This window comes from Leucobacter sp. Psy1, assembly GCF_020096995.1.
Taxonomy (GTDB): domain Bacteria; phylum Actinomycetota; class Actinomycetes; order Actinomycetales; family Microbacteriaceae; genus Leucobacter.
On the sequence record NZ_CP083692.1, the window covers coordinates 641,220 to 665,783 of the forward strand.

Genomic DNA, 24,564 nt, shown 5'->3' on the forward strand with positions numbered 1-24,564 from the left:
CTGCACGGCTACGGTGGTTCCCGCACACTGTGCATTTTCTTTGCCTTCGACGGAGTATCCATGAACGGAAACGCGGTCAGCCGCTACAGCAACGTGGCGCTGCTGTCGGTCGCGAGCGTCCTGCCGAGCCGTGTCACCACATCGGAAGATATCGAGAGCCGGCTCGGGTCAGCACTCTCGCGACTGCGACTGCGCCCCGGCATGCTGCGCCGCGTGGCCGGCGTGCTCGAGCGGCGCAACTGGGCAGACGGCGAGACGGCCGACAGCGCCACGATCGCCGCGGGTGAGCGGGCGCTCGCCGAGGCCGGCGTCGACGCATCGCAGGTCGGGCTGCTCATCAACACCTCGGTGACGCGGAAGCACCTCGAACCTTCGGTGGCGGTCGCACTTCACCACGGGCTCGGGCTGCCCTCATCTGCGATCAACTTCGATGTCGCGAACGCCTGCCTCGGGTTCATCAACGGAATGAGTCTCGCGAGCGGCATGATCGAGTCCGGGCAGATCGACTACGCGATCGTGGTGAACGGTGAAGACGCCGACGACATCCAGACGAACACGATCGACCGCCTGCTGCGCGACGACATCGACCGCGACGGATTCATGAGCGAGTTCGCGTCGCTCACGCTCGGCTCCGGTTCGGCGGCGGCCGTCCTCGGGCGCGCGGACCACCACCCCGACGGGCACCGGCTGCTCGGAGGGGTCACTCGGGCAGGAACCCAGTACCACGGCCTCTGCGTCGGCAGCGTCGAGGGGATGTTCACCGACGCGAAGGCGCTGCTCGAGGGCGGCCTCGACCTCGTCGTCTCCGCCTGGCGCGAAGCGCAGCCCGAGTGGAAGTGGAAGGCGGCCGACCGCTTCATCACCCACCAGGTCTCTGCGGTGCACACCAGATCGATCATCGGGGCGACCGGGATCGACCGCAAACGCGTCCCCACCACCTTCCCCAGGTACGGCAACGTCGGACCGGCATCCATCCCCATCACGCTGGCGGAGGAACAGGCATCGCTGCACCGCGGCGACCGCGTCGTGCTCATGGGCGTCGGATCGGGCCTCAACACCGCCATGATGGAGCTCGCGTGGTGACGCATCGCGCGTCCCTGCCGCCTGAGGGCCTCCCCGGTCTCGACCACGCCTGGAGTCGCGTGGCCGCGGTTCCCGGTCGTCTCGCCGATGCCGGGCAGACCCGCGAGTGGCACTTCCTCGACACCGGAGCAGAGCTCGCGCGCCGCGGGCACGCACCGCGCGGCACGATTCTCGCGGTGCACGGCAACCCGACCTGGTCGTACCTCTGGCGCGAGCTCGCCGCAGCGTCGCTCCGGGCAGCCGACGCTGGCGAGACGCCGTGGAGGGTCGTCGCCGTCGATCAGCTCGAGATGGGCTTCTCAGAACGCACCGGCATGCGACGCTCGCTCGCCCAGCGGGTCGCCGACCTCGCGGGGTTCACCGAGACGATCGCACTCGACGGCCCCGTGGTCACCCTCGGACACGACTGGGGCGGCGTCGTGTCCCTCGGCTGGGCGGTCGATCATCCCGACGAGGCCGTCGCCGTAGCGCTGCTGAACACCGCGGTCCACCACCCGGCGGACAGGCCGATCCCCGCGCCCCTCCGCCTGGCCGGGTTCCGCGGCGTGCTCGGGGCATCAACGATCACCACACCGGGCTTCCTCGACACGGTGCTCCGCCTCGCGGACCCGCCGCTCGACCCCGAGGTGCAGCGGGCCTTCCGCAGCCCCTATCTGAGCGCGGATCGGCGCGGCGGGATCGGGGACTTCGTCGCTGACATCCCCGCGGATGCGGGGCACCGCAGCTTCCGCGAGCTCGAGCGAATCGCGACAGGGGTCGCCGCGCTGCGAGTCCCGGCGCTCATGCTCTGGGGTCCCCGCGACCCGATCTTCAGCGACCGCTACCTCGACGACCTCGTCGACCGACTGCCCCACGCCGATGTGCACCGTTTCGAGGGTGCCGGGCACCTCGTCGCCGAGGAACGGCCGTACGCGACCGCGATCCTCGACTGGCTCTCGGATCGGCTCGTCGAGGGGACGGAGGTCGCGGAGATGCGGGCCGAGGAATCGGAGGCCGAGGAGCCGTCTGGCTCGCCTGAGCCGTTCGTGCCGCTGTGGGCCGGTCTCGACGCTCGTGCCGACGACTCTGATGTCGCGATCATCGACATGTCGGCGGGCGCAGGCGAGCGCGCCCTCCGGGTGAGCTGGGAACTGCTCGACACCCAGGTGCGCCGGATCGCCGCCGGCCTGCACCGGATCGGCGTGCGACGCGGCGACCGCGTGTCGCTGCTCGTGCAGCCCGGTCCGACCCTGACCGCGGTCACTTACGCCTGCCTGCGCATCGGGGCCGTCGTGGTCGTCGCCGACGCGGGACTCGGCATCCGCGGGCTGACGCGCGCTGTGCGCGGCGCCTGGCCCGACGTGATCATCGGCGAGCGGGCGGGGCTTGCGGCGTCCCGTGTGCTCGGCTGGCCGGGCACACGGATCTCGACGGAACGGTTGCCCGGTGCCGCGGCCGCGGCTCTCGGCGTCTCGCACTGCCTGGCCGATGTCGCAGCTCGCGGCCGAGCGGATCTGAGCACCGGCGGCGCCATGCCTCCCGAGCCCGTGGCCGAGGATCACGCGGCGATCCTCTTCACCTCCGGTTCGACCGGGCCGGCGAAGGGGGTCCTGTACACGCACGGGCAGCTGAGCGCGCTGCGCGACGTGCTCGCCAAGCACCTCGACGTCGATGCGGAGAGCGGCCTCGTCACCGGTTTCGCCCCGTTCGCCCTGCTCGGCCCCGCGCTCAGCACGCGGTCGGCGACCCCCGATATGAACGTCTCGGCGCCCAGAACTCTCACAGCAAAGGCCGTCGCGGCAGCGGTGAGGGAGTGCGCCGCCGGCATCGTGTTCCTCTCGCCCGCGGCGATCCTGAACGTCGTCGCGACCGCCGACGCGCTCACCGATGAGGATCGGCAGGCGCTCGCCGAGGTGCACACCGTGCTGTCCACCGGCGCCCCTATCGGGGCCGGCCTGCTGACCTCGATCGCCGACCTCATGCCGAACGCCACGCCCCACACGCCCTACGGGATGACGGAGTGCCTGCTGGTCTCCGACATCACTCTCGCGGGGGTGCGCGACGCCGCGGAGGCGCCCGACAGCGGAGTGTGCGTCGGGGCGCCGATCGGGGAGAACCGGGTGCGCATCAGTGCGCTCGACTCCGACGGTCGCGCGACCGGAACGCCCGCGTCCGATGCCGGGGTGCTCGGGGAGATCCTGATCTCCGCTCCTCATCTCAAACAGCGTTACGACCGGCTGCGGCTCACCGACCGCGAGGCGTCGCGTGGCACCGACGCGGACGCGTTGATGCGAGACGGCGGGTCGCCCTCGTCGCGCTGGCACCGCACGGGCGACGTCGGCCACCTCGACGCGGAGGGTCGACTCTGGGTCGAGGGCAGGGTGCCGCACGTGATCGTCACCGAGTCCGGTCCGGTCGCCCCTGTCGGTCCCGAGCAGGCGGTCGAGTCCCTCGCAGCGGTGCGACGCGCGGCCGTGGTCGGGGTCGGGCCGCGCGGGCTCCAGCAGCTCGTCGTTGTGACGGAGACCGTTCCGCAGGCGCGGCGTCCCGGGCTCGCGGGGCCGGAGCTGACGGCAGCCGTCCGCGCAGCCACTTCGCAGCCGATCGCCGCCGTGTACGCGGTGCCGCAGCTGCCGACCGACATCCGCCACAACTCGAAGATCGATCGATCGCGCCTCGCCGACTGGGCTGAACGCTCGCTCGCCGGTCGCACGCCTGGAGCCCCATGATCGTCCTCATCACCGGTGCGTCCGGGTTCCTCGGTCGCGCCGTCGCATCCGAGCTCGTCGCGGCAGGCCACGAAGTGCGCGCACTGCAGCGCACCCCCTCAGGAGTGCCCGGGGTGACCGACGTCCTCGGTTCCGTCGCCGACGCACCGCACGTCGCGGATGCCATCGACGGTGCGGAGGGCGTCGTGCACCTCGCCGCCAAGGTGTCGTTGACCGGCGACCCTGAGGAGTTCCACGCCGTGAACGTGGGTGGCACGCGGACACTGCTCGATGCGGCAGAGGCTGCCGGGGTCTCGCGGTTCGTGCAGGTCTCCTCGCCCTCGGTCGCGCACTCGGGGAGCGCGCTCGCCGGAGTCGGGGCCGAAGCGGCGTCCCCAGGAGACGCACGGGGCATGTACGCCCGCACGAAAGCGGAATCCGAGTTGCTCGCCCTCTCCCGCGATTCCGCGACCTTGCGGGTCGTCGCCGTGCGGCCGCACCTGGTCTGGGGGCCGGGAGACACCCAGCTCATCGAACGGATCGTGGATCGTGCGAGACAGGGCAGGCTTCCGCTCCTCAGCGGCGGCACCGCACTCATCGACACCACCTACGTCGAGAACGCAGCGTCCGGCATCGTCGCGGCGCTGCATCGCTCCGATGCCGCGCATGGCAACGCCTACGTGATCACCAACGGCGAGCCCCGCCCCGTCGCCGACCTGCTGACGGACATCTGCCTCGCGGCCGGGGTGAGTCCGCCCCGCATCAGTATTCCCGCAGGGGTGGGGCGCGCCGTCGGCGGTGTCATCGAGCGGCTCTGGGCGATCCGTCCTGGCGCCGACGAACCGCCCATGACGCGGTTCCTGGCGGAGCAGCTCTCCACGGCGCACTGGTTCGATCAGCGCGACACTCGACGGGACCTCGACTGGAGACCGACGGTGTCACTCGACGAGGGGCTTCGCCGCCTCGCCGAGCACTACGCCGCGTAGCGCCGGTCAGCCGCCGATGTAGGACATCTCGATGCGCTGCGGCCGCGATCCGTCGCCGCGCTCGGTGAACTCGGCCCGGCGCTCGGAGTATCGGTCGTCCCGGCGACGCCAGATGCCGCCGAGCGCGTCGGCGATGTCGTCATCGCTCGCTTCGCTCCGCAGGAGTGCCCGGATATCGTGGCCTGAGCTCGCGAACAGGCAGGTGAAGAGCTGCCCCTCCGCCGAAATGCGAGCACGGGAGCAGTCGCCGCAGAACGCGTTCGTGACACTCGAGATGACCCCGATCTCACCCGACCCGTCACGGTAGCGCCAGCGCTTCGCCGTATCGCTGGGGTGACGCGGGGCCACCGGATCGAGCGGGTGGACGGCGCCGATGCGGTCGACGATCTCCTGCGAAGGGACGACCTCGTCCAGCTGCCAGCCGTTGGAGGAGCCGACGTCCATGAACTCGATGAAGCGGAGCGTGTGACCCGTTCCCTTGAAGTGCTCGGCCAGCGGAAGGATCTCATCCTCGTTGGCCGACCGCTTCACGACGGTGTTGATCTTCACCGGTCCGAGCCCCGCGGCGTCGGCCGCGGCGATGCCGTCGAGCACGCGCGACACCGGGAAGCGCACATCGTTGATCGCCTGGAACCGCTCCTCGTCGAGCGAGTCGAGGGACACCGTCACCCGGCCGAGCCCCGCCGCCTTCAACGCTTCGGCCTTCACTGGGAGCGCCGACCCGTTCGTGGTGAGCGCGAGGTCGAGCGGTTGCCCGTCGAGGGTGCGCAGTTCGGCCAGCATGCCGATGAGCTCTTCGATGCCGCGGCGCAGCAGCGGCTCGCCGCCCGTCAGCCGGAGCTTCCGCACCCCGAGCCCCGTCGCGATCCGCGCAACCCGGGTGATCTCCTCGAATGTGAGCAGCTCTTTGCGGTCGAGGAACTGGTAGTCGCGACCGAAGATCTCGCGCGGCATGCAGTAGACGCAGCGGAAGTTGCACCGATCCGTGATCGATATCCGCAGGTCCGTGAGAGGGCGACGCATCCGGTCCGTGACGCCGCTGGCAGCGATCTTGCGTGCAGGCATCGGCACCCTCCCCTCGTGAAGCGTCAATTTTCCACAGTAACAGTCGTGAGCCGTTCGTGGCGAGGGGAACGTCAGTAGCCGGCGACTCGCGGGGTAGCAAACGTGAGATCGGCCCGCGCGAGTTCGAGTCGCACGCGGTCACCGACCTCCACCTGCTGATCCACTGCGCGCGACACGGGAAGCTCGGCGATGAACTCCGGCCACCCGGCGCAGGTCACGCGAACGCCGGTGCGGCTCGCGAACACGGCGGCGACGGTGCCCGTCCAGCTCGCGGCGAGAGAAGAGTCAGCCATGATCGGGGAGTCCGCGTGCGAGAGCCTCACCGCAGCCGGGTCGAAGCTCGCCACGGCGGCGGCACCCGGTGCGGGCAGTTGCCCGACGCCGGAGACCTCGGCGAGCGGCGCTCCGGCGACGAGCAGGGTGCCCCGGTCGGACGCCCGCCCGTGGAGGAGGGCGCGACCGGCGAACTCGGCCGCGAACGGCGTGGAGGGGGCGCCGAGCACCTCGGGGACGGACCCGAGCTGGCCGATCCTGCCCGCTTCGAGCACCAGCACGCGATCCGCGAGCGCAATCAGGTCGACGGGATCGTGCGTCACCAGGATCGTCGGTACGCCGAGACGCTGCACCTCTGCGGCGAGGAGGTGCCTGAGTTCTGCGCTGCTGGAGACATCGAGTGCCGCGAACGGCTCGTCCAGGAGGAGGAGGGCTGGATCGGCGGCGAGGGTCCGCCCGATCGCAATGCGCTGCTGCTGGCCGCCGGAGAGCTGATCGGCGCGCGCGGAGCCCCGATCGCCGAGCCCGACGCGCTCGAGCCACTCGTGGGCGGCGCGCTCGGCCGCGCGTCGACCGTGGCCCTGCGCTCGCGGCCCGAAGGCGACGTTCGCGATGGCATCGAGGTGCGGGAACAAGCGGGCACGCTGATCGAGATAGCCGATTCTCCGTGCCGCACGGGGCAGGCTGACCCGAGCGTCGCCGTCGATCCGGGTCAGCGTGCGACCGCCGAGCGCGACACTGCCTGAGGTCAGGCTCAGGGTGCCGGCGAGAGCTCCGAGCAGCGTCGACTTGCCCGCGCCGTTCGCTCCGATGAGGCCGAGGATCTCGCCCGGGGCGACCTGTACATCGGCAGCGAGGGTGAACGCTCCGCGCTCGACGCGGATGCGAGCATCGAGCGGACCGCCCGCGCCGCCGGTCATCGGGCAACCCCAGCGACGCGCGAGCGCATGCAGAGCAGTGCGACGACGGCCACGAACACCAGGAGCAGGGACAGGGTGATCGCGACGTCCTGCGTGACGCCGGCGCCGTTGAACGCCGTGTAGATGGCCAGCGGCATGGTGCGCGTGGTGCCCTCCGCGTTGCCTGCGAAGAGGGCGGTCGCCCCGAACTCCCCGAGTGCTCGGGTGAAGCAGAGAATCGCTCCTGCCACCAGGCTGGGGGCGAGGAGGGGGAGCGTGACGCGGCCGAGTACCGTCCACGGTTTCGCACCCAGGCTCTCGGCGACACGTTCGTACCCGGAGTCGAGACCCCGGAGTGCGCCCTCGACCGAGATGACCAGGAAGGGTAGCGCAACGAAGGTCTGGGCGAGCACCACGGCCGGAGTCGTGAAGGGGACCCGGATTCCCAGATCGAGGAGCCAGTCGCCGAGCAAACCGCCGCGGCCGAGCAGGGTCAGGAGCGCCAGACCACCGACGAGCGGCGGGAGCACGAGCGGGAGCGTGGTGAGCGCCCGCAGGACCGTCGCCAGCGCCCCCTCGGCGCGCGCGATGACGAGTGCGAGCGGCACGCCGAGGACGACGCAGAGCCCCGTCGCGATCGTCGCCGTGAGCAGCGAGAGGCCCAGAGCGCTGCGGGTCGCGGGTTCCGCGAGGGTGCCTGGGACCGAGGCCCAGTCCACGCGGAGGATCAGCGCCGCGAGCGGCAGTACCAGCGTGGCGATCGCGACGCAGGCGGGAACCAGCACGCCGAGGGGGAGCCGAGCGCGTATGGTGCTGCCGTTCGCGTTCCGTCGGGGGGTCATCATGCCTGTGCGAGCCCTAGTCGCGAGCAGGCCCGAAGCCGAGCTCGCCGAGGAGCTCCTGCGCTTCTTCCGAGTTCAGATAGGCGATCCATGCCTCCGCGGCTTCGGGGGAGGCCGTGCCATCGATGGCGGCGATCATGTACGCGCCCGCGGCTTCCTCGGCGTCCACGATGTCGATGCCCTCGACCTCGCCGCCGGTGCTCAGCACATCGGAGCGGTAGACGAGCCCGGCGTCGGCCTCGCCCTCGCGCACCTTCGTGAGCACTGCGGTCACGTTCTGCTCCTCGCTCGCCGGCGTGACCTCGACACCGTCGCGATCGAGCAACTGCCGGGAGGCGTTGCCGCACGGTACCTCAGCCGCGCACACCACGACCACGGGGTCGTCACCGTCGGGGCCGGGCGCGGCGAGGTCGGCGAGCGACTCGATGCCGAACGGGTTGCCGGGCTGCACCGCGATCACGAGCTCGCTCGTGGCGAAGGCGTCCGGTTCGCCGAGCGTCAGGCCCTCGTCGGTGATCTTCGCCATGTTCGGCTCGTCGGCCGAAGCGAAGACGTCGACCGGGGCGCCGCTCAGAATCTGCGTCGCGAGCACGGATGAGCCGTCGAACGAGAACGTGAGGTTCGTGTTGGGGTGCGCCTCCATGAAGGAATCTCCGAGCTGGTCGAACGCGCCCTGCAGCGACGCCGCCGCGTACACCGTGAGGTCGCCGGAGACGTCGCTCGCCTGGTCGTCGGTCTCCGCCCCTGAATCCGCTCCTGAATCCGTGGTGCCCCCGGAGCAGCCGGCGAGCACGAGTGCGCCGATGGCCAGTGCGGAGGCGGCCAGGGTATTGACGGTGCGTCGCATCCGTTTACTCCTGCGTATCGATCGGGCGAGCTGCCTCGAGAATGACCTGGGTGGCTTTCACGATGGCGGTGGCGCGCGACCCGACTTCGAGGGCGAGATCCTCGCAAGCCTCCGCCGTCATGAGCGAGACGACGCGGTTCGGGCCCGCCTGCAACTCCACCAGTGCCACCAGGCCCTCGACCTGGATGCCGGTCACGATGCCGGTGAAGCGGTTGCGAGCGCTGCGCACGATCGGGTCGCTGGTGTCCGCCCCCGGGGCGAGCTGCGTGATGCGCTGGGCGAGCGAGCGGCCAGTCACGACCTGCACGCCGGCGTCGTCCCGGCTCGCTTCGAGGAGTCCGTCGTGCGCCCATCGGCGAATGGTGTCGTCGCTGACTCCGAGGAGCTGTGCAGCCTCGCGCATACGAAAGTGCGTCATAAAGTGCACTCTATCTCCGCAGATGCGGACGGATCAAGCGTCGGCTGTGCTCGAGACGGCGCGCTGCGCGACGTTCACCCGTTCGGTGGTCGGTTTCGCATGCTTCCGAGGCCGAATAGCGTGCGAAGCCGACCACCGAACGGACGGCGAGGGTCGTCGCTACACGACCGCGGGTCGGCCCACTCCGACCGGCGTGGTCGACGGCTCGAGACGCACGATGACCGCCTTCGAGACAGGCGTATTGCTCTCGAGCGCGGCGCTGTCGAGCGGCACGAGCACGTTCGCCTCAGGGAAGTAGGCGGCGGCGCACCCGCGGGCGGTGGGGTAGGAGACGGCGCGGAAACCGCGCAGCACGCGGTCCGGCTCGTCCTGCCACTCGCTGAAGATGTCGACGATCTGACCGTCCTCGATGCCGAGTTCCGCGAGATCCTCGGGGTTCACGAAGATCACCGACCGCCCCTTCTTGATGCCGCGGTAGCGGTCGTTGAGGCTGTAGATCGTGGTGTTGAACTGGTCGTGGGAGCGCAGCGTCTGCAGGATCAGACGTCCGGGCGGGCACTCCACCGGCTCGAGCTCGTTGACGGTGATGCGGGCCTTGCCGGTCTCGGTGTGGAAGGTGCGGGAGTCTCGCGGACCGTTCGGCAGGACGAATCCGTCGCGGCGTCGCGTCTTCGCGTTGTAGTCTTCGCAACCGGGCACGACCCTGGCGATGCGATCCCTGATGCGATCGTAGTTCTCGGCGAATGAGAGCCAGTCGATGCCGTAGCGGTCGCCGAGTGCGGCGTGCGCCATGCCGGCGATGACCGCGACCTCGGAGCGCGCGTCCGGTGAGATCGGGGGGATCTGACCGTGGGAGGCGTGGACGGCGCAGACGGTGTCCTCGACGGTCACGTACTGCGGGCCCGATGCCTGCACGTCGATCTCGGTGCGGCCGAGCACCGGCAGGATCAGTGCCTCCTCACCGGTGATCACGTGCGAGCGGTTGAGTTTGGTGGAGAGCTGCACGCTGAGCTGGGTGCCCCGCATGCCCGCTTCGGCGAGGTTCGTGTCCGAGATCGCGCCGAGCAGGTTGCCGCCGAGCCCGACCCACACCTTCAGCTTTCCCTCCGCGAGTGCGCGGATGCCGTCGACGGCGTCGTACCCGTGCTTGCGCGGGGGTTCGAACCCGAACTCCGCGCCGAGGGCGTCCATGAACGACTCTGGCATCTTCTCCCAGACGCCCATGGTGCGGTCGCCCTGCACGTTGCTGTGCCCGCGAATCGGTGATGCGCCTGCTCCCGGCTTGCCGATGTTGCCGCGGAGGAACAGGAGGTTCATGATCTCGCGGATCGTGTCGACCGCCTTGCGGTGCTGCGTGATGCCCATAGCCCAGCAGATGATGACGCGATCCGAGGTCAGGTAGCGGTCGGCGAGCTCGTCGATCTCGGCGACGGGCACCGCAGCGGCCTGCTCGACCTCCCGCTCGTCGAGCTGCGCGATGTGCTCCGCGAACGCCTCGAAACCGTCGCAGTGCGCCGCGATGAACTCGTGATCCAGTACGGTGCCCGGTGCGCGGTCCTCCGCTTCGAGCACGCGCTTCGACACGGCCTGCAGCAGCGCCATGTCTCCGCCGCTGCGCACCTGGATGAACTGGTCGGCAAGCTTGATCGCCTTGCCGAGGTAGCCCTTCACCGACTGGGGATCCTTGTACCCCATGAGCCCGGCCTCCGGCAGCGGATTGATGGCGACGATCTTGGCGCCGTTCTCCTTCGCCTCCTGCAACGCCGTGAGCATGCGCGGGTGGTTGGTACCGGGGTTCTGCCCCATGATGATGATCAGGTCGGACTTGCCGAAGTCGTTGTAGGCGATCGTCGACTTGCCGATCCCGACGGTTTCAACCATCGCGGTGCCGGTGGATTCGTGGCACATGTTGGAGCAGTCAGGCAGATTGTTCGTGCCGAGGACCCGCGCGAACAGCTGGTAGAGGAACGCTGCCTCGTTCGAGGCGCGTCCGCTCGTGTAGAACGCGGCTTCATCGGCGCTCTCGAGCTCGCGCAGGTGCGTGCCGACGATGTCGAACGCGCGGTCCCAGCTGATCGGCGCGTAGTGGTCGGAGCCCTTCGGCTTGTACACGGGCTCGGTGATGCGCCCCTGCATGCCGAGCCAGTACTCGGTCTTGTCCTCCAGCGAGGTGAGCGAGTGCTCCTCCCAGAACGACCGCGGAATCTTCAGCGGCGTTGCCTCCCACGTGACCGCTTTCGCGCCGTTCTCGCAGAACTCGGCGGGCTTCCGGCGATCAGGGTCGGGCCAGGCGCAGCTCATGCAGTCGAACCCGTCCTTGTGGTTCATCTTGAGCAGCAGTTTCGCGGTGCGCGCTGGACCCATCTGCGTGAGCGCGGGCTCCATGGAGTGCACGACGCCGCCAAGACCAGCGGCGTAGTCCTTGGGCTCCGTGATCTTCATGTCCTCGTCGGAGAAGTCTTCCCGAGGGGCTTTCGGTGTCATGGCTGCTCCACTTCGTTGAGGGCTGCCTCGCGAGGCGCGCCCGCGAGGTCCGCTGGTGTCGAGGATTCGGCCTCGAGTGCCGGGTCGATCACCCGGTCAGGGCGACTGTATATGACCATGGAGGGTCCGCGCAGGAACCCCACCAGGGTGAGTCCCATTTCGTCCGCCAGGTCGGCGGCGAGTGAGGACGGTGCCGAGACGGCGGTGAGCATCGGGATCCCCGCCATGAGCGCTTTCTGCGTGAGTTCGAAGCTCGCGCGTCCCGAGACCTGCAGCACGAGCCCGCGACCCGGGAGGCGTCCGTTCTGTAGGGCCCAGCCGATGACCTTGTCGACCGCGTTGTGCCGGCCGACGTCTTCGCGCAGCACGAGCATCTCGCCGGTGGCGCCGTCGAAGAGAGCGGCGGCGTGGATGCCGCCCGTCCGCTCGAACACCGCCTGCCCGGCACGGAGGGTATCGGGGAACCCGGCGATGAGTCCGGCGTCCACGACCAGCGGATCGTCGGCGACGACGTAGCGGGACTGCGTGCGCACGCTGTCGATGCTCGCCTTGCCGCACAGACCGCACGAGCTGTTCGTCAGGAAATTCCGCTCGACGCTCGGGTCTGGCGGGGCGACTCCCGGTGCGAGCGCGACGTCGAGAACGTTGTAGGTGTTGACGTTGTCCACAGCGCCGGCGCAGTAGCGGGCGGTCAGCATCTCGTCGGGAGACGCAATCACGCCCTCGGAGACCAGGAACCCCGCGGCGAGTTCGACATCGTGCCCCGGCGTGCGCATGGTGACGGCGAGCGACCGCCCCTGGACGCGAATCTCCAGTGGCTCCTCAACCGTCAGGGAGTCGCTCCGGGAGTTGCGGTACTCACCCAGCTTGATACGGGTGACCCTGCGGCGGGCCGCGATACGAGACATGCTTCCTGGATAGCATTGAACGGGCGCGTAAGCAATGCCGCGCCGAAGTCCGAGTGCCTGTATGCGCGGAGCGGGGGATGCGATGACGGAACCGACGCGACCGGACACCGTGGCGGAGAGCGCCGGGGCGGAGGACGCCGATGCGCGTGCCGATCGCCCCTCGAGATGGCTGGTCGATGACTGGCTGCATCGTCTCGTCGAGCGCGCGCCCGTGACGCCGGTGGTCGAACTGCCGATCACCGAGGCGTTCGGGCACGTGCTCGCCGAAGATGTGACGTCGGGGCACCCGCTCCCGCTGTGGTCGAACTCCGCCATGGACGGGTACGCGCTGCGCGCAGCCGACGCGGAGCACGGATTCGAGAGGACGCTCCGCATCATCGGCGAGGTCGCCGCGGGCAGCTCGGACGATCCCGCTCTTGGTGCTGGAGAGGCGGTCAGGATCATGACCGGCGCTCCCGTCCCCTCCGACGCGGACGCCGTGGTCCCCGTCGAACAGACGAACGGCGACGACCGCGGCGTGGGCGAGTGGGGCGAGCGGACCGTCCGGATCCTCGCGCCGGTCGACGCGGGCGCCAACGTCCGTGCTCGGGGTGAGGATGTGGGTCAGGGCGCGACGATCGCGCAGCGCGGGTGGAGGCTGACGGCCGCGGGAGTGTCGGCGCTCGCCGCAGCGGGTACGGCAGCCGTGCGCGTGCACCGGCAACCCAGGGTCGCGGTCGTTGCCACGGGCTCGGAGCTCCTCCCGCCAGGGGCGACGCTCGCCAGGGGCCAGATCCCCGAGTCGAACTCGCTCCTCATGGCGGGCATGCTGCGTGAGGCGGGGATCGAGCCCGTCGAGGTGCGGCACTCCCGCGACGACGTCATCGGCCTCACTCGGATGCTCGCGCGGCTCGGGGAGATGTGCGATGCGGTCATCACGACGGGAGGCGTGGGGCCAGGCACGCACGACATCGTACGGATCGCGCTCGAACCCGAGCCGGGCGTGATCGGCGTGCGCGTCGCGATGAAGCCGGGGCAGCACCAACGAGCGGGGGTGCTGGCGGGCGGCGCGTGCGTGTTCGCCCTCCCGGGGAATCCGGTGAGCGCAGCCGTGAGCTTCGAACTCTTCGTGCGCCCGACGCTCCTGGCGATGCAGGGCGCGGCGCGGATCCAGCGCCACCGCGTGCATGCGCGTGCGGCGGTGGGCTGGCGGGGTTCCGCCGGCCGCCTCCAGGTGCTGCCGGTGATCCTTCGCGATACCGAGGACGGTCTCGCGTGCGAACCCGCCGTGCACGCGCGTCGCGTCTCGCACTCGGTCGGCGGGTACGGCGCGAGCGACGCATACGCGATCGTGGGCGAGGAGCGCGGCGACGTCGAAGCGGGGGAGACGGTCACGGTGATCCAGGTGGGCGCATGACGTCGCTCGATGCCGTCGTGCTCGCAGGCGGCCGCGCACGGCGCCTCGGGGGAGTCCAGAAGGCCGACGTCGAGCTCGGGGGCGTCCGCCTGGTGGATCGGGTGGCCGCGGCGGCACGTGCCGTCGGTGCGGAACGGGTCGTGGTCGTCGGGCCGGATCGCGCGGCGTCCGCCGGAGCGGTGCTCGTGCGCGAGGATCCGCCGTTCTCGGGTCCGCTCGCCGCGGTCGCCACGGCACTCCCGTCCGTCGATGCCGAATGGACACTGCTGCTCTCCTGCGATCTCGTGCACCCGCAGCGCGTGTGCCGCCGTCTCGAACGTGCACGCCGTGCTGCGGGCCCCGATGCCGGCGGGTTCGTGCTCCGCGACGGCGACGGAAGGGCCCAGTGGCTCTCGGGGGTGCATCGCACCGGCGTGCTCAGGGCCGGGATCGCCGCGCTCGGCGGGGACGTGGTCGATCGGCCCCTCAAGCGGGTGTTCCCGGAGGAAGGCCTGCGATTCGTCGATGCGCCGACCTGGGAAACCGCCGACATCGACAGCGCCGAGGATCTCGATGCGGCGCAGCGGGTGACTAGAGTGGATGGCGGCCGTTGATTGCGGCCCCACCGATGCGAGGAGCTGCCCACCGCCATGGATGACGCCGTTTCGACCCGCGTGCCGACCGATGAGGAGGTCGCGAGTGCCGCGGCCCTGATCGAGCGGGTGACGCGCGCCTACTCCGCGAAGATGGTCGGGCAGGATCGCTTGCGGACCAGCCTCCTCGTCGCGCTCATCGCCGGCGGACACGTGCTCCTCGAGAGCGTGCCTGGCCTGGCCAAGACCACGGCGGCGAGCACGCTCGCCGACACCGTCAGGGCGAAGTTCAAGCGCATCCAGTGCACGCCCGACCTGCTGCCGAGCGACATCACGGGGAACCAGATCTACGACGCGGCGACGAGCGAGTTCCGCACCGTGCTCGGACCGGTGCACGCGAACTTCGTGCTGCTCGATGAGATCAACCGTTCGAGCGCCAAGACTCAGAGCGCCATGCTCGAGGCGATGCAGGAGCACCAGACGACCATCGGCGGAGAGGTGCACCGCCTGCCGAAGCCGTTCCTCGTCATCGCGACGCAGAACCCGATCGAGCAGGAGGGTACCTACGAGCTGCCTGAAGCGCAGATGGACCGATTCCTGCTGAAGGAGATCGTCGACTACCCGAGCCCGAACGAGGAGCTCGCGATCCTCGACCGCATCGACTCGGGAGTGCTCGACGCCGACAACCACGTCGCGAGCGAGGTCACGATAGACGACGTGCTGGCGCTGCAGGAGGTGGCGAGCCGCATCTACGTCGACCCTGCCGTGCGCCAGTACATCGTGCAGCTGGTCTACGTGACCCGTCAGCCGGCGGCCTACATCGGCGAGGAACTCGCCAGGTTCGTCGGCACCGGAGCCAGCCCGCGCGCGAGCATCGCGTTCCTGCAAGCCGCGCGGGCCCTCGCACTGTTGAGCGGGCGGAACTACGTGACCCCCGACGATGTGCGGAACCTCCGCTACGTGGTGCTGCGACACCGCGTCCTCATGAACTTCGAGGCCGACGCCGAAGGCGTTCGCAGCGAGCAGATCATCGACGCGGTCTTCGGAGCCGTGCCCACCCCCTGAGCCGTATGCCCACCCTGATCGAGCAGGTGAAGAGCCGGCTCTTTATCGCCTCCTCCCGACCGTCGCAGGACGCCCTGGAGGGTGCCTATCCGTCGATCCTGCGCGGGCGCAGCCTCGACTTCGAGGATCTGCACCGCTACGAGTTCGGCGACGACATCCGCGACATCGACTGGCGGGCGACCGCGCGGCTCGGCACCCCGCTGGTGAAACGATCGCGGGCGGAGCGGGCGCAGACGGTGCTCTTCGCCGTCGACACCGGCAGGTCCATGGCCGCACTCGCGGCGGACCAGGCGCCGAAACGCGACCTCGCGATCCTCGCCACGGGCGTGCTCGCCTACCTGTCGATCCGCCACGGTGATCGGTTCGCGCTCGTGCACGGCGACGCGGCAGGGGTCACCCGGACACCCGCCAGGCGTACGGAGGGTGCACTGGAAACGGTGCTGCGTGCGATCCGAGACGCGGTCTCGCCGGCAAGCGCGCCGAGCGACCGGGATCGAGTGCTGGACTTCATCGTCCGGACCGTGCGCCGGCGGTGCATCCTCGTCGTCATCAGCGACCGGGCCCCCGTGACGGAGGAGACGGGGCGGCTGGTGCGACGGCTCAGGGCGCAGCACGACCTGCTGTGGGTCACCCTCTCCGATGCCGATCCCGTGTCCGATGAACGGCACCCGCGCGCTTCACGTGCCGACGTCGATACGGGGTGGCGGATCCCCGACTTCCTGGCGGGCGATGACGATGTCGTCGCAGAGATCCGCGCGGCAGATCGTGCGGAGGATGCGGCCCGCGATGCCCTGCTCGAGGGATCGCGCGTCACCCACATCGCCCTGGATGGACAGGCTACGGCGGTGCCGGCGCTGCTGGCGGCGCTCGATCGGAGGTCGCGTGTCCGAGATCGATGAGCTCTTCCCTCCGGTCCAGTACGGCATGGGATGGGTGCTGCTGGCGTTCGGTGTGCTCGTCGCACTGCTCGCCGCGGCGTTCCTCCTGATCTGGTTCACCCGCCCCCGCACGACGTTCACGCGGCGGGTGTCCGGCTCCGCCACGACGGAAGCCCCGGCAGACGTGCTCGCCGCGTTGCGCGGGGAGTACCTCGACCGGTTGCAGGGCATCGAGGATCGTTACCGCGACGGTGCGCTCGACGCGCGCGCGGCGAACCGGGAACTGAGTCGTGAGGTCCGCGCGTTCGTGCAGGACTACAGCGGGTTCGAGGCCCCGGTGCTCGGCCTCCAGGACCTCGTCGCGCAGGGCGTGCATCCCGCCCTCGTCGACGCCATGGGCCGGCACTACTACCCCAGCATGTTCCGCAGCGCTGTCGATCTCGACCCGGTCGCGGGCGTCGAGGCCGGACGGACGGTGGTGACGACGTGGCACTGAGCCAGGCGTGGGTGCTCTGGGTCGCACTCGCCGTCGCGATCGCGGCGGTCGGGGGCGGCATACTGCTCGCTCGTCGTCGTGACCGGCGCACCGAGCGCGAGGCTCCCGCCGCGTACGTCTCCCGAGCCGAGCGCGTGCGCGCGCTTCCCAGCTACACGCGAGCGCTCCGGCGGAGGCGAGCCGTTCTCGCGGGTCTCGTGGTCGTCGGCCTCGCTGCGCTCGCTGTCGGGGCGATCACCGCCGCGCGCCCCGTCGCGAAGCAGATCGTGCAGCCCGAGAACACGAGCCGCGACATCATGCTCTGTCTCGATGTCTCCGGCTCCATGACCGATGTCGATGTCGAGACGATCGAGGTGTTCGAGGAGATGCTGCCGGAGCTCCGCGGCGAGCGCATCGGGTTGACCATCTTCAACAGCTCCCCGGTCCAGGTGTTCCCGCTGACCGACGATTACGCGTTCATCGAGCGCGAGCTGGCGCGAGTCAAGCAGAGCTTCGACTTCGTCGACGCGTACCCCGAGCACTGGGCCGGCACGCTGCTCGGTTCTGGGTCCTCGCTGATCGGCGACGGGTTCGCCTCGTGCGTCATGCGGTTTGATCACGAGGGTGAGGACCGGTCGCGCTCGGTGATCCTGGCGACGGACAACGAGGAGCTCGGCGCTCCGGTACTCACGCTGCAGGAGGCCGCTGATCTCGCGGCGAGCCGTGGCGTGCGGGGGTACTCGATCAATCCGGCCGAGGGTGTCAGCGAGGAGCAGGCCGCAGGTCTCTCCGAGGCGATGGAGCGCACCGGCGGGGAGGCGTACGGGTTGCAGGACACCGTGACGGTGGCGGGGATCGTCGCCGATGTGCAGGCGCAGGAGGCGCGAGCGCTGCAGGGGCAGGCGCAGATGGTCGAGACCGATGATCCGAACCTGTGGATCGCGCTCTTCGCCGTCGGCGGGCTCGTGGTCGTTGCGGCGCTTTGGAGGTTGCGACTGTGACGTTCTCGCCCGTGGTCCACCCGCTGCTGCTCGTCGTGATCGGCGCGGCGGCGCTGACGCTCTGCGGTGTCGCGCTCGCCCGCACCCGGAGCGGCCGCGAGCGCCTGCTATGGGGTGCGCGCGTCGGATTCGTGCTGGCGTGCGTGATCATGCTCGCGCGGCCGGGGATTCCCGGCGGGCAGTCGGAGACGTACGCGACCGACGCCGACGTCTTCATCGTGCTCGACACGACCGCGAGCATCGTCGCGGAGGACTGGGCGGACGGGGAGCCGCGGCTCGTCGGCGCGCGCGCCGACGTCGAGGCGATCGCCGAGCAGTATCCTGGTGCCCGCTTCTCGCTGATCACCTTCGATTCGACGACCGAGGTGCGCCTGCCGCTGACCACCGACACGGCCGCCCTCGAGTCCGCCATGTCGGTGCTGTCGCCCGAGGTCACATCCCGGTCGGCGGGATCGTCGATCTCCCAGGCGCAGAGCGTGTTGCGCGACGTGCTGCGGGGTGCAGCGGACAGCGGTCAGGATCGATCCCGAATCGTCTTCTACCTCGGCGACGGCGAGCAGACGGCGGCCTCCGAACCGGGCTCCTTCGCCGACTCGGCGCAGTTCGTGGACGAGGGGCGCGTGCTCGGGTACGGTACCGCGGCCGGTGGGCCCATGCGGGAGACGACCGCGAGCCCGTCGGTCTCCACCGACCCGTTCGCAGGCGATGCGCCGCCCAGCGATGACGGGTACATCGAGTACCAGGGGGCACCGGCGCTCTCCGTCATCGATGAGGAGAACCTGGAGCGGATCGCGGCCGAACTCGGCGTCGACTACGAGCTCCGTTCCGCTGATGAGCCGGTCGACCTGCCCGAGGCGCCGCCGGTGACGGTGCAGCAGTCGGCCGGGCAGGTGGGCAACGTGATCGAGCTCTACTGGATCCCCGCGATCATCGCGGGTCTCTGGTTGGCGTTCGAGGTGGCCAGAATCGTCGCCGCCGTCGTGCGCCTGCGGGACTCCTCTGGCGATCGCGATACCCGCCAGGCGGACGGCGCCGCTGCTGGGAGCGCCACTGCTGAGAGGGGGCGCGCATGAGCGGGGAACCGCTGACCGCGATGCAGGAGCTGCTGGCGCGGAACCGGACGCGACGACGTGTCCGGTTCTGGACCGGCATCGCCGCGATTCCCGTAGTCCTTCTGGCGCTGCTGCTCGTCGCGAAGCTCCTCAGTATGGTGATCTTCGCGCAGCAGTCGATTCGCGCTTTCGTTGCCGAGGACGCCGCAGGGGCCGTGGCGGCCGCGGAATGGCAGAGCCCGCTGAACTTCTTCGAACCGTACAAGGCGCACTTCAACCGGGGTACCGCTCTCGCGGAGACCGGCGAGCTCGACGGTGCGCGTCGGGCGCTGGAGCGGGCGGTGCCGCTCGCCCCAGGGCTCGAGGTCTGCGCCGTCCGCTACAACCTCGCCACGGTCGTCGAGCGGCAAGGGGACACGGCCACGGCCGACGGTGACGCGGACGGGGGCCAGGACCTCTACCGGGAGGCGCTCGGCATCCTCGCCGAGAACCCCGAAGAGTGCCGCACCGACGCGGCTGATGCGGTGTCGCCCGACCCCGCCCGCTCCACCCCTGAGAGCCTCGACGAACTCGAGCGTCGAATCCTCTCGAAGTTGCAGCAGGATCCACCGCAGGAGCAGCAGCCGGACGACGGATCGGATGATCCGGAGGACTCCGAGCAGGAACCGCCCGAAGCCGAAGAGGGACCGAGCGACTCGCAATTGGAGGAACTCGAGCGCAGACTGGAAGAGGGCGAACGCGAGCGCCAGGAGCGTGAGCAGGGCAGCTCGGACGGCGCGCCGGGAGGAACGGACAAACCATGGTGAACGACTTCAGCGACGGTGCACCGCCGCTGCCGCCACCCGGCGGGTACCGTGGATCCAGCAGGCTCGCTCGGTCCGAGGAGGCCGCACGCTCTGACGCTCGAGGGAGCGCGCCTGCGGCAGTCCTCGAGACGGCGACCCTGGAACGCCCCAGACGCAGACCGCACTGGCTCGGCTGGGTATCGCTCGGCGCCGCTGTCTGCTTCGCTCTCGGACTCACCGGACTCGTGCTCGCCGGTCGCGGAGACCTCGTGCTCACCGTCTCGGCGCTCGCCGCCCAGGTGCTGGTCGTCGCCGCGATCGTCGCCGCGATCGCCACGCCGCGGGCCAGACGCCTCGGGGTCATCGCGCTCGGCATCGCGCTCCTCGGCAACGTCGCGACCATCGGCGGGGCGGCCGCGCTCAGCGCTCCGGACCCCGCGGCGCTCGCCGCCGGTCAGACGCCGCAGGAACAGCACTGGGCCGAGTACCCCGGCGTGGAGGACTTCAGTGCGGACGAGATCCTCGCCCAACCGTCGCTCGAGTCCGAGCGGGCAGCAACGGACGCTCTGTTCTCCGATATTCGCGATGCGCTCACCGACGAGTTCGGGTACACCTGGACCCAGGTCGCTGACGAGAATCTCCGGCCTGAACGCAACGGGCACGGCGGCGAATCCATGCTCGTCGACGCTCAGTTCGGCGCCTGGAGCACCAACGAGCCGATCCATGACCTCACCCGTAAGCGCGAGGTGTATTCGGTGATCGACGGTGTCCTCGCTGAGCACGGCATACCGACGCTCCTCCCGCTCAACGAGGCCGACGGGACGGTGCCTGAGGCAAGCCTCGAGAACATGTACGGCAGCGCTGACCCGTCCCAGCAGGTCGTGTGGGAGTGGGCGACCTGGTCGTGGGGGACGCCCAGCCAGTACTACGCCGTCATCACCGACCTGTCGCGAGACGAGAGCGGCAGCTTCCGGGCGGCAGCGGAGGCGCAGCGCAGTGACCCGGAGGATCCTCTCGAGGGTCTGACGCTGCAGTCGCGGAGCCGCCCGCTTCTCTCCGAGGCCGACGTCGAGGAGTTCACCGAGCGCATGAGTGAGTACTGACCAGGCGTCGCCCGACGCCCGCATCGAAGGAGATCACATGAGCAACCCGAAGCACCTGCCGCCGCAAGCACTCGACGCGTGGCTCGCCGAGGCGGCTGAGCACCTCGAACTCGACTCGGACCTGGTGTCGATCGCGACGGTGCTGAACGTTGCGAAAGAGGTCGCGCACGGCGTCGCACGCCCCGCGGCCCCGCTCACGACGTTCCTCCTCGGCATGGCGATCGCGCGCACCGATGATCCGCGCGCTGCCCTCGCGGAACTCGCCCCGCAGATCAACGACCTGGCGCGAGCCTGGGACGGCACTGACCTCGGTGGTTCGCCCGCGAACACGCAGCCCTGAACCGCGGCTCGCCGAGCCCCACCGGTGGCATCGGACCCTCGCTCCTCGGTAGCCTGAGGGGAACGAGCAGAGCAGCCGACGAAAGGGAGCATCGATGGTCTATCGAGTGCAAGGAGTGGTCGCGCGCGAGAAGAACGCGCCCGTCACGATCGAGACGGTGCTGGTGCCGGATCCCGGCCCGGGTGAGGCCGTGGTCGACATCATCAGCTGCGGAGTCTGTCACACCGACCTCCACTATCAGCAGGGCGGCATCAACGACGAGTTCCCCTTCCTGCTCGGGCACGAGGCCACGGGCCGAGTCGCCGCGGTCGGGGAGGGCGTCACCGAGGTTGAGATCGGGGATCGCGTGATCCTGAACTGGCGCGCCGTGTGCGGCGAGTGCCGTGCGTGCGCCAAGGGCAAGCCGCAGTACTGCTTCGCCACGCACAACGCGCAGCAGAAGATGACGCTCGAGGACGGCACCGAACTCTCAGCCGCGCTCGGGATCGGCGCGTTCATCGAGAAGACGCTCGTCGCCGCCGGCCAGTGCACGAAGATCGACGAGGAGTCGGACGCCGCGGCGGTCGGCTTGCTCGGGTGCGGGGTTATGGCGGGCATCGGCGCTGCGATCAACACCGGTGAGGTGCAGCGCGGCGAGTCCGTCGCCGTCATCGGGTGCGGCGGCGTGGGCACGGCGGCCATCGCGGGGGCCCAGCTCGCCGGTGCGACCACCATCATCGCGGTCGACATCGACGACGCGAAGCTGGAGCAGGCGAAGCGGTTCGGCGCCACGCACACGGTGAACTCGCGCGAGGCTGATCCGGTCGAGGCTATCCGCAACCTCACAGGCGGTTTCGGGGCGGACGTCGTCATCGACGCGGTCGGGCGCCCGGAGACCTACCGGCAGGCGTTCTACGCGCGGGATCTCGCGGGGCGCGTCGTGCTCGTCGGCGTGCCGACCCCCGAGATGACCCTCGAGCTCCCGCTGCTCGACGTGTTCGGGCGAGGCGGATCGCTGAAGTCCTCCTGGTACGGCGACTGCCTCCCGAGCCGCGACTTCGCGATGCTGATCGATCAGTACAAGCTCGGCCGGCTCGATCTGGACGGCTTCGTCTCCGAGCGGGTCGGTCTCGGCGACGTCGAGGCCGCCTTCGCCAAGATGGGCGAGGGCACGATCCTCCGCTCCGTCGTCGAACTCAAGGGAGCGGACGCATGAGCGACGCACGCATCGAACACCTCGAGACCCACGGCACGTTCTCGCTGGACGGCGGTACGTGGGAGGTCGACAACAACGTCTGGATCGTCGGCAATGACGACGAGGTCGTCGTGATCGACCCGGCCCACGACGCCGACGCCGTCGCCGAGGCAGTGGGGGAGCGCAACGTGCTCGGCATCCTGCTCACGCACGGGCACGACGATCACATCCGCGCCGCGGTGGAGACGGCACGCCGTCTGGACGCCCACCTCTACCTGCACCCCGCCGACCACATGCTGTGGGAGAAGGTCCACCAGACGCTGCCCGATTTCGAACTCGCTGACGAGGCGGAGTTCGTCGTCGCGGGAACCCCGCTGACGGTTCTGCACACCCCAGGTCACTCACCCGGCTCCGTCTGCGTTTACGCCCCGACGCTCGGCGCGGTGTTCACGGGGGACACGCTCTTCCAGGGTGGCCCAGGTGCGACGGGCCGCTCCTACAGCGACTTCCCGACCATCATCGAGTCGATCAGGAAGACGCTCCTGACGCTTCCCGGAGAGACGGTGGTGTACCCGGGCCACGGCGCCCAGACCACTGTCGCCGATGAAGCGCCCCACCTGCAGGAATGGATCGACCGCGGGCACTGATCCCGTTCGGAATCGGCGCCCGCGGTCGCAGGCTCGTTCAGGCGTCGGCCCCCGGGAGGACTAGTTGTCCTCGTCGGGGGTCGGCGTCTTCTTGCCGGTCTCGGTGTCGCGCACGAGACCCGGATCCTCCATACCGCGGCGGGGATTATCGACGTCGTGCTCTTCGCTCGAGGACTGCGTCGACCCGTCCATGATCGGCCGCTGCTGCACGTCGCCCTTCGGCGGCCCCGAGACCGTGCCCTGACCGTTGCCGGCGTCGAACTCGGTGGCCTCGTGCGGTTCCGAGGACTCCCGCTGCTCGCGTTCGTCTGACATAGTGTCTCCCTCCGCTCGTGGTCTGCCGGTCGCTCCGGCCTCACTCTTCCGAATGTAGCGGATCGCGGGCCTGGACGGCGGGTTCGCGGGGCGGGTTGACAGGGAGGCGTCAGGCTAGGCGCGGCGGTACTGCGCCGTGATCGGGCACTCGAACGGATCGCGGGCGGCGAGCCCGACCCGGTTGAGGTACTCGACCACGATCGCGTAGGAGCGCCACAGCGACGTCTCGGTGTACGGTACGTCGTGCTCGCGGCAGAACTCCCGCACGATCCGACGTGCGCGGGAGAGGTTCGGTCGCGCCATATTGGGGAAGAGGTGGTGTTCCACCTGGTAGTTCAGCCCGCCCATCAGCCAGGTCGCCCACCATCCTCCGCGGATGTTTCGCGAGGTGCGCACCTGCTTGGTGAAGAAGTCGAGGCGCGCATCCGATGCGATCACCGGCATGCCCTTGTGATTCGGGGCGAAAGAGGCGCCCATGTAGACGCCGAAGACGGCGAGCTGCACGCCGATGAAGGCGCACGCCATGCCGAAGGGGAGGAAGAAGAATACCGGGGTGAGCAGCACTGCGAACCGCGCGGCGATCAGCCCGATCTCGATCCAACGGCCCTTGACCGGGCCCCGGCTCGCCAGGTGGCGCGCACTGTGGAAGTGGAGGTTCAGGCCCTCGAGCGTGAGGAGCGGGAAGAAGAGCCACCCCTGACGGCGCGTGATCGCTCCGCGGAGACCGCGGGCCTCCTCGGCGTCCTCCTCGATGAAGGAGATGGTGTCGACCTCGATATCCGGATCCTTGCCCACCCGGTTCGGGTTGGCGTGGTGGCGGCTGTGCTTCGAGTCCCACCAGGAGTAGCTCATGCCCACGAGGGCGGTGAGCACGCGGGCGAGCCTGTCGTTCGCTGGGCCGGTCGACAGGATCTGGCGGTGCGCGGCCTCGTGGGCGAGGAACGCGAGCTGCGTGAAGATGATGCCGAGCGCACCCGCGATGAGTAGCTGGAACCAGGAGGCTCCGAGCAGCACGAAACCGGTCACGGCGCCGCCGAAGGCGAGCGCGATACCGATGCCGACGAGGAGGTAGAACACCGGGGCGCGATCGAACAGACCGGCCTTTCTGACTTCCTGGGAAACGCGGGTGAACGCCTTGGCGACCGGAGGGAAGTCAGTTGCGCGTGCCCGCGTCGGACGGAATCCCGTCGAGATCGGCGGGGCGTGAGCGGGTACCGCAGTCGTCATGATCGGCGCCTTTCGTGGGGGAGCCAAAGGCGGGTGCCGATC

24 protein-coding genes are annotated in these 24,564 nt (G+C 69.8%); 15 read left to right on the forward strand and 9 right to left on the reverse strand.

The window, feature by feature from the left end:
• The first annotated feature begins 60 nt into the window (after window positions 1-60).
• Genes K8P10_RS02965 through K8P10_RS02975 form a run of 3 tightly spaced genes read left to right on the forward strand, consistent with a single transcriptional unit; the run spans window position 61 to window position 4,756 of the window.
• On the forward strand, window positions 61-1,083 hold the full coding sequence (locus tag K8P10_RS02965; RefSeq protein WP_224780315.1) for a 3-oxoacyl-ACP synthase III: 1,023 nt from the start codon (window positions 61-63) through the stop codon (window positions 1,081-1,083).
• Window positions 1,077-3,791, forward strand: a complete 2,715-nt coding sequence (locus K8P10_RS02970; protein ID WP_224780316.1) for an alpha/beta fold hydrolase — start codon at window positions 1,077-1,079, stop codon at window positions 3,789-3,791. Before K8P10_RS02965 ends, K8P10_RS02970 begins: the two co-directional genes overlap by 7 nt.
• Window positions 3,788-4,756 carry an NAD(P)-dependent oxidoreductase gene (locus tag K8P10_RS02975; protein WP_224780317.1) on the forward strand — a complete coding sequence of 323 codons (969 nt, stop codon included), beginning with the start codon at window positions 3,788-3,790 and terminating at the stop codon, window positions 4,754-4,756. Before K8P10_RS02970 ends, K8P10_RS02975 begins: the two co-directional genes overlap by 4 nt.
• A 6-nt stretch (window positions 4,757-4,762) precedes the next feature.
• On the opposite strand, the gene moaA is transcribed toward K8P10_RS02975, so the two are convergent.
• The 7 genes from moaA to fdhD all read right to left on the reverse strand — a co-directional run bounded on the left by moaA (window position 4,763) and on the right by fdhD (window position 12,492).
• Entirely contained in the window at window positions 4,763-5,821 is a 1,059-nt protein-coding gene (gene moaA / locus K8P10_RS02980) for a GTP 3',8-cyclase MoaA (protein ID WP_224780318.1), read from the reverse strand.
• 71 nt (window positions 5,822-5,892) lie between these two features.
• Window positions 5,893-7,014 carry a sulfate/molybdate ABC transporter ATP-binding protein gene (locus tag K8P10_RS02985; protein WP_224780319.1) on the reverse strand — a complete coding sequence of 374 codons (1,122 nt, stop codon included), beginning with the start codon at window positions 7,012-7,014 and terminating at the stop codon, window positions 5,893-5,895.
• The gene (locus K8P10_RS02990) at window positions 7,011-7,838 is read right to left on the reverse strand and encodes an ABC transporter permease (RefSeq protein ID WP_224780320.1); all 828 of its coding nucleotides are present in this window, start codon (window positions 7,836-7,838) and stop codon (window positions 7,011-7,013) included. Before K8P10_RS02990 ends, K8P10_RS02985 begins: the two co-directional genes overlap by 4 nt.
• A gap of 13 nt (window positions 7,839-7,851) precedes the next feature.
• On the reverse strand, window positions 7,852-8,682 hold the full coding sequence (modA, locus tag K8P10_RS02995; RefSeq protein WP_224780321.1) for a molybdate ABC transporter substrate-binding protein: 831 nt from the start codon (window positions 8,680-8,682) through the stop codon (window positions 7,852-7,854).
• A 4-nt stretch (window positions 8,683-8,686) separates the two neighbouring features.
• Window positions 8,687-9,100 carry a molybdopterin-binding protein gene (locus tag K8P10_RS03000; protein WP_224780322.1) on the reverse strand — a complete coding sequence of 138 codons (414 nt, stop codon included), beginning with the start codon at window positions 9,098-9,100 and terminating at the stop codon, window positions 8,687-8,689.
• 159 nt (window positions 9,101-9,259) lie between these two features.
• Window positions 9,260-11,584, reverse strand: coding sequence for an FdhF/YdeP family oxidoreductase (locus K8P10_RS03005; RefSeq protein WP_224780323.1), 2,325 nt, complete (start codon window positions 11,582-11,584; stop codon window positions 9,260-9,262).
• The gene (gene fdhD / locus K8P10_RS03010) at window positions 11,581-12,492 is read right to left on the reverse strand and encodes a formate dehydrogenase accessory sulfurtransferase FdhD (RefSeq protein ID WP_224780324.1); all 912 of its coding nucleotides are present in this window, start codon (window positions 12,490-12,492) and stop codon (window positions 11,581-11,583) included. The genes K8P10_RS03005 and fdhD overlap by 4 nt, the downstream gene beginning before the upstream one ends.
• Window positions 12,493-12,574: 82 nt before the next feature.
• Here fdhD and glp point away from each other — a divergent pair, with 82 nt between their 5' ends.
• The 12 genes from glp to K8P10_RS03070 all read left to right on the forward strand — a co-directional run bounded on the left by glp (window position 12,575) and on the right by K8P10_RS03070 (window position 22,980).
• On the forward strand, window positions 12,575-13,888 hold the full coding sequence (gene glp, locus K8P10_RS03015) for a gephyrin-like molybdotransferase Glp (RefSeq protein WP_224780325.1): 1,314 nt from the start codon (window positions 12,575-12,577) through the stop codon (window positions 13,886-13,888).
• Window positions 13,885-14,481: a molybdenum cofactor guanylyltransferase gene (locus K8P10_RS03020; protein WP_224780326.1), complete on the forward strand. Its 597-nt coding sequence runs from the start codon at window positions 13,885-13,887 to the stop codon at window positions 14,479-14,481. Before glp ends, K8P10_RS03020 begins: the two co-directional genes overlap by 4 nt.
• Before the next feature lie 36 nt (window positions 14,482-14,517).
• Window positions 14,518-15,525 (forward strand): MoxR family ATPase, encoded by a 1,008-nt coding sequence (locus K8P10_RS03025; protein ID WP_224780327.1) that lies wholly within the window; start codon window positions 14,518-14,520, stop codon window positions 15,523-15,525.
• 5 nt (window positions 15,526-15,530) lie between these two features.
• Complete coding sequence (locus tag K8P10_RS03030; protein WP_224780328.1) at window positions 15,531-16,424, forward strand: DUF58 domain-containing protein; 894 nt, start codon at window positions 15,531-15,533, stop codon at window positions 16,422-16,424.
• Window positions 16,408-16,899 carry a hypothetical protein gene (locus K8P10_RS03035; protein WP_224780329.1) on the forward strand — a complete coding sequence of 164 codons (492 nt, stop codon included), beginning with the start codon at window positions 16,408-16,410 and terminating at the stop codon, window positions 16,897-16,899. Before K8P10_RS03030 ends, K8P10_RS03035 begins: the two co-directional genes overlap by 17 nt.
• Window positions 16,890-17,879: a VWA domain-containing protein gene (locus K8P10_RS03040; protein WP_224780330.1), complete on the forward strand. Its 990-nt coding sequence runs from the start codon at window positions 16,890-16,892 to the stop codon at window positions 17,877-17,879. Before K8P10_RS03035 ends, K8P10_RS03040 begins: the two co-directional genes overlap by 10 nt.
• On the forward strand, window positions 17,876-18,952 hold the full coding sequence (locus K8P10_RS03045) for a VWA domain-containing protein (RefSeq protein ID WP_224780331.1): 1,077 nt from the start codon (window positions 17,876-17,878) through the stop codon (window positions 18,950-18,952). The genes K8P10_RS03040 and K8P10_RS03045 overlap by 4 nt, the downstream gene beginning before the upstream one ends.
• Complete coding sequence (locus K8P10_RS03050) at window positions 18,949-19,737, forward strand: tetratricopeptide repeat protein (protein WP_224780332.1); 789 nt, start codon at window positions 18,949-18,951, stop codon at window positions 19,735-19,737. Before K8P10_RS03045 ends, K8P10_RS03050 begins: the two co-directional genes overlap by 4 nt.
• Entirely contained in the window at window positions 19,731-20,819 is a 1,089-nt protein-coding gene (locus K8P10_RS03055) for a hypothetical protein (protein WP_224780333.1), read from the forward strand. Before K8P10_RS03050 ends, K8P10_RS03055 begins: the two co-directional genes overlap by 7 nt.
• A 37-nt stretch (window positions 20,820-20,856) precedes the next feature.
• Window positions 20,857-21,159 (forward strand): DUF6457 domain-containing protein, encoded by a 303-nt coding sequence (locus K8P10_RS03060; RefSeq protein WP_224780334.1) that lies wholly within the window; start codon window positions 20,857-20,859, stop codon window positions 21,157-21,159.
• A gap of 94 nt (window positions 21,160-21,253) precedes the next feature.
• Window positions 21,254-22,354, forward strand: coding sequence for an S-(hydroxymethyl)mycothiol dehydrogenase (locus K8P10_RS03065; RefSeq protein WP_224780335.1), 1,101 nt, complete (start codon window positions 21,254-21,256; stop codon window positions 22,352-22,354).
• Window positions 22,351-22,980: an MBL fold metallo-hydrolase gene (locus K8P10_RS03070; RefSeq protein WP_224780336.1), complete on the forward strand. Its 630-nt coding sequence runs from the start codon at window positions 22,351-22,353 to the stop codon at window positions 22,978-22,980. Before K8P10_RS03065 ends, K8P10_RS03070 begins: the two co-directional genes overlap by 4 nt.
• A 60-nt stretch (window positions 22,981-23,040) precedes the next feature.
• Here K8P10_RS03070 and K8P10_RS03075 read toward each other — a convergent pair whose 3' ends face one another.
• Window positions 23,041-23,295 carry a hypothetical protein gene (locus tag K8P10_RS03075; RefSeq protein WP_224780337.1) on the reverse strand — a complete coding sequence of 85 codons (255 nt, stop codon included), beginning with the start codon at window positions 23,293-23,295 and terminating at the stop codon, window positions 23,041-23,043.
• Window positions 23,296-23,409: 114 nt separating this feature from the next.
• The gene (locus tag K8P10_RS03080) at window positions 23,410-24,522 is read right to left on the reverse strand and encodes an acyl-CoA desaturase (protein ID WP_224780338.1); all 1,113 of its coding nucleotides are present in this window, start codon (window positions 24,520-24,522) and stop codon (window positions 23,410-23,412) included.
• Between the last annotated feature and the right edge of the window lie 42 nt (window positions 24,523-24,564).

Coding starts and splice junctions, on each gene's coding strand:
- K8P10_RS02965 (WP_224780315.1), top strand. CDS start 61: ATGAACGGAAACGCGGTCAGCCGCTACAGCAACGTGGCGCTGCTGTCG.
- K8P10_RS03030 (WP_224780328.1), top strand. CDS start 15,531: ATGCCCACCCTGATCGAGCAGGTGAAGAGCCGGCTCTTTATCGCCTCC.
- K8P10_RS02975 (WP_224780317.1), top strand. CDS start 3,788: ATGATCGTCCTCATCACCGGTGCGTCCGGGTTCCTCGGTCGCGCCGTC.
- glp (WP_224780325.1), top strand. CDS start 12,575: ATGACGGAACCGACGCGACCGGACACCGTGGCGGAGAGCGCCGGGGCG.
- K8P10_RS03055 (WP_224780333.1), top strand. CDS start 19,731: ATGGTGAACGACTTCAGCGACGGTGCACCGCCGCTGCCGCCACCCGGC.
- K8P10_RS03065 (WP_224780335.1), top strand. CDS start 21,254: ATGGTCTATCGAGTGCAAGGAGTGGTCGCGCGCGAGAAGAACGCGCCC.
- K8P10_RS02985 (WP_224780319.1), bottom strand. CDS start 7,014: ATGACCGGCGGCGCGGGCGGTCCGCTCGATGCTCGCATCCGCGTCGAG.
- K8P10_RS03070 (WP_224780336.1), top strand. CDS start 22,351: ATGAGCGACGCACGCATCGAACACCTCGAGACCCACGGCACGTTCTCG.
- K8P10_RS03000 (WP_224780322.1), bottom strand. CDS start 9,100: ATGACGCACTTTCGTATGCGCGAGGCTGCACAGCTCCTCGGAGTCAGC.
- K8P10_RS02990 (WP_224780320.1), bottom strand. CDS start 7,838: ATGATGACCCCCCGACGGAACGCGAACGGCAGCACCATACGCGCTCGG.
- K8P10_RS03025 (WP_224780327.1), top strand. CDS start 14,518: ATGGATGACGCCGTTTCGACCCGCGTGCCGACCGATGAGGAGGTCGCG.
- K8P10_RS03080 (WP_224780338.1), bottom strand. CDS start 24,522: ATGACGACTGCGGTACCCGCTCACGCCCCGCCGATCTCGACGGGATTC.
- K8P10_RS03020 (WP_224780326.1), top strand. CDS start 13,885: ATGACGTCGCTCGATGCCGTCGTGCTCGCAGGCGGCCGCGCACGGCGC.
- K8P10_RS03005 (WP_224780323.1), bottom strand. CDS start 11,584: ATGACACCGAAAGCCCCTCGGGAAGACTTCTCCGACGAGGACATGAAG.
- moaA (WP_224780318.1), bottom strand. CDS start 5,821: ATGCCTGCACGCAAGATCGCTGCCAGCGGCGTCACGGACCGGATGCGT.
- K8P10_RS03060 (WP_224780334.1), top strand. CDS start 20,857: ATGAGCAACCCGAAGCACCTGCCGCCGCAAGCACTCGACGCGTGGCTC.
- K8P10_RS03050 (WP_224780332.1), top strand. CDS start 18,949: ATGAGCGGGGAACCGCTGACCGCGATGCAGGAGCTGCTGGCGCGGAAC.
- fdhD (WP_224780324.1), bottom strand. CDS start 12,492: ATGTCTCGTATCGCGGCCCGCCGCAGGGTCACCCGTATCAAGCTGGGT.
- K8P10_RS03075 (WP_224780337.1), bottom strand. CDS start 23,295: ATGTCAGACGAACGCGAGCAGCGGGAGTCCTCGGAACCGCACGAGGCC.
- modA (WP_224780321.1), bottom strand. CDS start 8,682: ATGCGACGCACCGTCAATACCCTGGCCGCCTCCGCACTGGCCATCGGC.